3 protein-coding genes and 1 pseudogene are annotated in these 4,549 nt (G+C 69.4%); 3 read left to right on the top strand and 1 reads right to left on the bottom strand.

What is annotated here, in order from left to right; translation table 11 throughout:
- The first annotated feature begins 152 nt into the window (after positions 1–152).
- The 3 genes and pseudogenes from IH00_RS40700 (at position 153) to IH00_RS44375 (ending at position 3,814) form a co-directional block, all read left to right on the top strand.
- Positions 153–1,156, top strand: a pseudogene (locus IH00_RS40700) (IS5 family transposase).
- A 479-nt stretch (positions 1,157–1,635) separates the two neighbouring features.
- Positions 1,636–2,913 carry a vanadium-dependent haloperoxidase gene (locus IH00_RS0129740; protein WP_234334998.1) on the top strand — a complete coding sequence of 426 codons (1,278 nt, stop codon included), beginning with the start codon at positions 1,636–1,638 and terminating at the stop codon, positions 2,911–2,913.
- Positions 2,897–3,814 (top strand): LLM class flavin-dependent oxidoreductase, encoded by a 918-nt coding sequence (locus IH00_RS44375; protein WP_324615807.1) that lies wholly within the window; start codon positions 2,897–2,899, stop codon positions 3,812–3,814. Before IH00_RS0129740 ends, IH00_RS44375 begins: the two co-directional genes overlap by 17 nt.
- Before the next feature lie 70 nt (positions 3,815–3,884).
- On the opposite strand, the gene IH00_RS37815 is transcribed toward IH00_RS44375, so the two are convergent.
- A partial coding sequence (locus tag IH00_RS37815) for a Tn3 family transposase (RefSeq protein ID WP_234334997.1) occupies positions 3,885–4,549 on the bottom strand: 665 nt, incomplete at its 5' end.

The raw sequence follows: 4,549 nt of genomic DNA, 5'->3' as shown, positions 1-4,549 counted from the left end.
CTCGGCATCGGACAGTTCATGGCGACGGATCACCACACTATGATCCACAACCCAAGATCGCTTTGACGACAGACTCTAGGGCCTGTGTGACGTCGTGATCAATCTTGCCGATCCGGATCTGCGTGGAAGGCGGATCCGGTAGGAAGTCGGTCGTGACGCGCAGGCAACTCACCGACGAGCAGTGGAAGTTGATCGCGCTGTTTCTGCCGATAGGCGAGTACGGCCCGTACCCCGAGCGGCTGCGGGAGCAGTTCGAGGGGGTGATCTGGCGCTTCCGCACCAGCAGCCAGTGGCGGGAGATGCCCGGCGAGTTCGGCCCGTGGCCGACGGTCTACGGCCGTTTCCGGGTGTGGAGGGACGCCGGCGTCTTCACCACACTGCTGGAAGGCGTGATCGCCGAGGCCGCACGCCAGGGGCAGACGGACTTGTCCCTGGTCAGTGTGGACTCCACCACCGCCCGCGCTCACCACGACGCCGCCGGGATGTGCATGGGCAAGGAGGTCATGGACGCCCTGGAGGAAGTCGCCGCCGACCAGGAACGGGCCAGGTAAAAGGGGGCGGCCCGCCGGAACAGAACGGACAGGACGGAAGCGACGACCCCGGCCGGGAAGAGCGGCGGCGCATCAGGCGACGGCGCAAGCTCCGTCTGAAGGAGGCCCTGCTCGGCAGGTCCCGTGGTGGGCTGACGAGCAAGGTTCATCTCGCCGCGGACCGCAAGTGCCGTCCGTTGTCGTTCGTTCTGACCGCAGGACATGCTGCTGACAGCCCGCAGTTCGTCCCCGTGCTGCAGAAGGTGCGGGTCCGTCTGCCTGTCGGCCGTCCCCGGACCCGGCCCGGCGCTGTCGCCGCGGATAAGGCCTACTCATCCCGCGCCAACCGCTCTTACCTGCGCAAACGCAACATCAAGGCAGTCATCCCGGAGAAGAAGGACCAGGCCGCCAACCGGAAGAAGAAAGGCAGCCTGAGCGGCCGGCCCACACGTCACGACGCCGGTCTCTACAAGGAACGGAACACCGTCGAGCGCCTGATCAACAAGCTGAAGGCCTGGCGGGGCATCGCAACTCGATACGACAAGACGCCCGAAAGCTACCTCGCCGGCCTCCACCTCCGCGCCTCGATGATCTGGATCAATGACCTGCTGAAGGCAACCGGTTGATCACGACGTCACACAGGCCCTAGCCGCAACGCGACAGCGCCTCTCCAAGCGCTGTGCCACCGGACCCGGACCGTCAGCGCACTGACACTTCGTCGGGGTGGGACGGACCGAGGCGGCGCACGAGTTGCCGACGCTGTCGGGCCGCCGTCGTTCCCTTCCTCCCGGACTGCTCCTCCTCTTCCGCCCGGTGTGCGCCCCCTGGCACGGAGGCGCACTATCGCGCCGTGACAATGCTTCAGTGCGCCCGGCCCCTCCCCAGCCCGAACTGCGCCATCAAGGGCACGGTAAGACGGCTAGCCCACTTGGCCGCTCCGGCTGGCTCTCCACACTCCGCGCCGCGACCCTGGGACGGGTGGGGCAGCCAGAGGGTGTGAAGGGGCCGGTCGGCCGGCGGTTGTTCTACGCCCGCGCCCTGCTCCGCGTCCTGCCGGCCCGCCGACACGGTCCGCGTGTCGGAGAGTTCACCTGGAGGTCACCCGATGCACGTACGGAAAGCGGTGCGCAGACACGGAGCGATGGTCGTGGCGGCGTTGCTGCTGGCGGGGGTGGTGGGTGGGCAGCCCGCCCGAGCGCAGACCGCTGTCCCGCGGCCGGAGGACGACCCTTCGGTGATACGGGAGTGGGCGGAAAGGGTGTCCGAGACCGTCGACCCGGAGGAAAAGCTGACCACGCCGGAGGAGGCGGTGTGGCATGCATATGTGACCTTGGCCATGTACAACGCGGTGGTCGGCGTCGAGGGCCGCTACGTCCCCTACCGGTGGCAGGCGCGGGCTCCGCAGGAGGCGTCGGCCGAGGCGGCGGCCGCGACCGCGGCGTACCAGGTGCTCGTGACCGGGTTCCCGCAGGCCAGGCCGGCGCTGGAGAAGGCGTGGAAGACGTCGTTGGCGGCAGTCCCGGACGGTCCCGCCGAGCGGTCGGGAGTGGCGTTCGGCAAGCGGGCGGCGGAGCACGTCATGGGGCTGCGCGCGAACGACGGGCGGGAGGCCTCCGTGCCGTTCATACCCCGGCCGGCGCCCGGGGTGTGGCGGCCGACACCGCCCGGCCACGTGGGCTTCACGACGGCGTGGATCGGCCGACTGCGCCCGTTCCTCATGGACAGCCCCAGCCAGTTCCGCCCCGGACCACCGCCTGAACTGGCCTCGGCCCAGTACGCGCGGGACCTGGCGGAGGTGAAGGCGTACGGTGCGAAAACTGGTTCGCGCCGTAGTGCCGGGCAGACGGAGACGGCGGTGTTCGTGGCACGGGTGGAAATCCAGCAGGCGCTGGGCGACCACGCGGCACGGCACGCTTTCGACATCACCGACACGGCCCGTCTGTACGCCGCCGCGAACACCGTCATGACCGACGCGCTGATCGTCGCCTGGGACGCCAAGCTCCACTACGGCAGGTGGCGGCCGATCACCGCCATCCACGAGGCGGACACCGACGGCAATCCGGCCACGACGGCGGACCCGGCGTGGGAGCCGCTGCTCCCCACGCCCGCGCACCCCGACTATCTCAGTGGCCACGCCACATGGTCGGGAGCCCTGATGCGAACCCTCGTAGGGGTGTTCGGCACCTCCCGTGTCGACCTCAACATCCCTTCGGCCAGCACCGGTACCACCCGGCACTACGAGTACGCCGAGGACTACGTCCGCGACGTCATCGACGCGCGCGTATGGGCCGGAATCCACACGAGGACCGCGGACGTCGTCGGCAGCACTGTGGGAGAACGGGTGGCGGCATGGTCGCTGAGAAGGTATTTCCTGCGCACATGACCGAGGGCTGTCCGTCGAGACGGTCGGAGAGCAGCCTGTAGCGGGAGAACTGGTCCGTAAGGCTGCCGCCGCGGTCGAGGACCTCGGCTTCGGCACTCTGTGGTTCCCCGAGATCACCGGACGGGAGGCCATGGCGCAGGCCGCGATCCTCCTGGCGGCCACCCGGCACATCACCGTGGCCTCCGGCATGACCGACATCTACGCCCGCGACCCGGTCACGGACGCCGCCGCGCAGCGCACCCTGGAGGAGGCATACCCCGGACGGTTCCTGCTCGGCCTGTGGGAGAGCCACGCCAGCCTGGCCCAGGGCGTCCGCGGCCACCGTTCCGGCCCAGGTCTGGCCACCATGTGTACCTACCTCGACGTGCTTGACAACGCCCCGTTCGGGCCACCCGGCACGGTCGCCTCACCGAACCGCGTACTCGCCGCCCTGGACCCCGGCATGCTCGCCCTCGCCGCCGAACGCGCCCGGGGCGCAACAGTGCTGGGCATGCCCGTCGAGTACACCCGAGCAGCCAGAACTGTCCTCGGAGACGACGGCCTGTTGGCCATCACACAGCTCTGCGTGCTCAGCCACGACCACGCGGACACTGCCGACCTGGCCCGCACCACAGCCGCAGCCGCCCTGCCGAACCGCCACGACCTGCTGCGTGGACTTGGACACGAGAACCCGGACGCGCTCGACAGCCGGCTGGTCGACGCACTGGTGGCCCACGGCCGCGCCCGAGGACATCGCCCACCGCGTCCAAGAGCACTTCGACGCCGGAGCCGACCACGTCAGCCTCCACCTTGTGACCACCACACCCGACTCCCCGCCCGTACGGCAGTGGGAGCAACTCGCCGTGCACCTACCCGTCTGACCCGGCACACCCGCGTAGGACACGGCACGAGCGCGCCCTGAAACCGTGCGCGGCTGGGTCGAGATCGCTTGCGATCCAGCCGCCCCCCAGCGACGCCCGGGGTGCAGGTCTTCAGGATGCCGACCCAGCCGCACCGTCCGCCGCCGGTTCGGCAGTGCGCGTATCGGGCGCGGTGCGGGGCCGGGCATCATGGACGCCGCGGGCGAGGTGGGAGTTCATGTCCAGCTCGAACCGGCCGTAGGGGTTCACGTGGGTCCAGAACAGCGGGGACAGGGCCCGCCGGTCGGCGTCGGTGAGCCGCTTCTGCCACTTCTCCTCGCTCAGGATGTCCTGGAGAAGAAGCGTGTTGACGCGCACCAACGCCGACTGGAGCAGGTGCAGGGCGAGCATGGAGACCTCCTGGGACTCCTTGTCGGAGCCGGTCAGGTCGCCGTCCTTGCCGTAGAACAGGTCGTGGTTGGCGGAGTTCCAGTTCTCCACGACCTGGAGCCCGTCGTTGATCTCGCGCCGCAGCTCCGCGTCGGCGAGGTAGTCGCAGATGAACGCCGTACGTACCGCGCGGCCCAGTTCCTCGATCGCCCGGTGGGTGCGGTGCTTGGGGCCGCCGCGGGTGAAGCGCCGCAGGACCTGCTCGGCCTCGGCGGTGCCCAGGCGCAGGGCGGTGGTGTACTTCACGATCTGGTCGTACTGCTGGCGGATCAGGTCCCAGTCGATCGTCTTGGTCGACAGCACCGGCGCCAGGTGCGGCCACAGGGACGCCCTGGCAGCGATGCTGA

Source organism: Streptomyces sp. NRRL S-118 (assembly GCF_000716335.1).
Classification (GTDB): Bacteria; Actinomycetota; Actinomycetes; order Streptomycetales; family Streptomycetaceae; genus Streptomyces.
Note: the sequence above shows the minus strand (reverse complement) of the source record. Positions and strands in the feature narration are given on the sequence as shown.

What these genes read in the sequence shown, in the direction of transcription:
- IH00_RS0129740 (WP_234334998.1), top strand. Translation starts at nt 1,636, where the DNA reads ATGCACGTACGGAAAGCGGTGCGCAGACACGGAGCGATGGTCGTGGCG.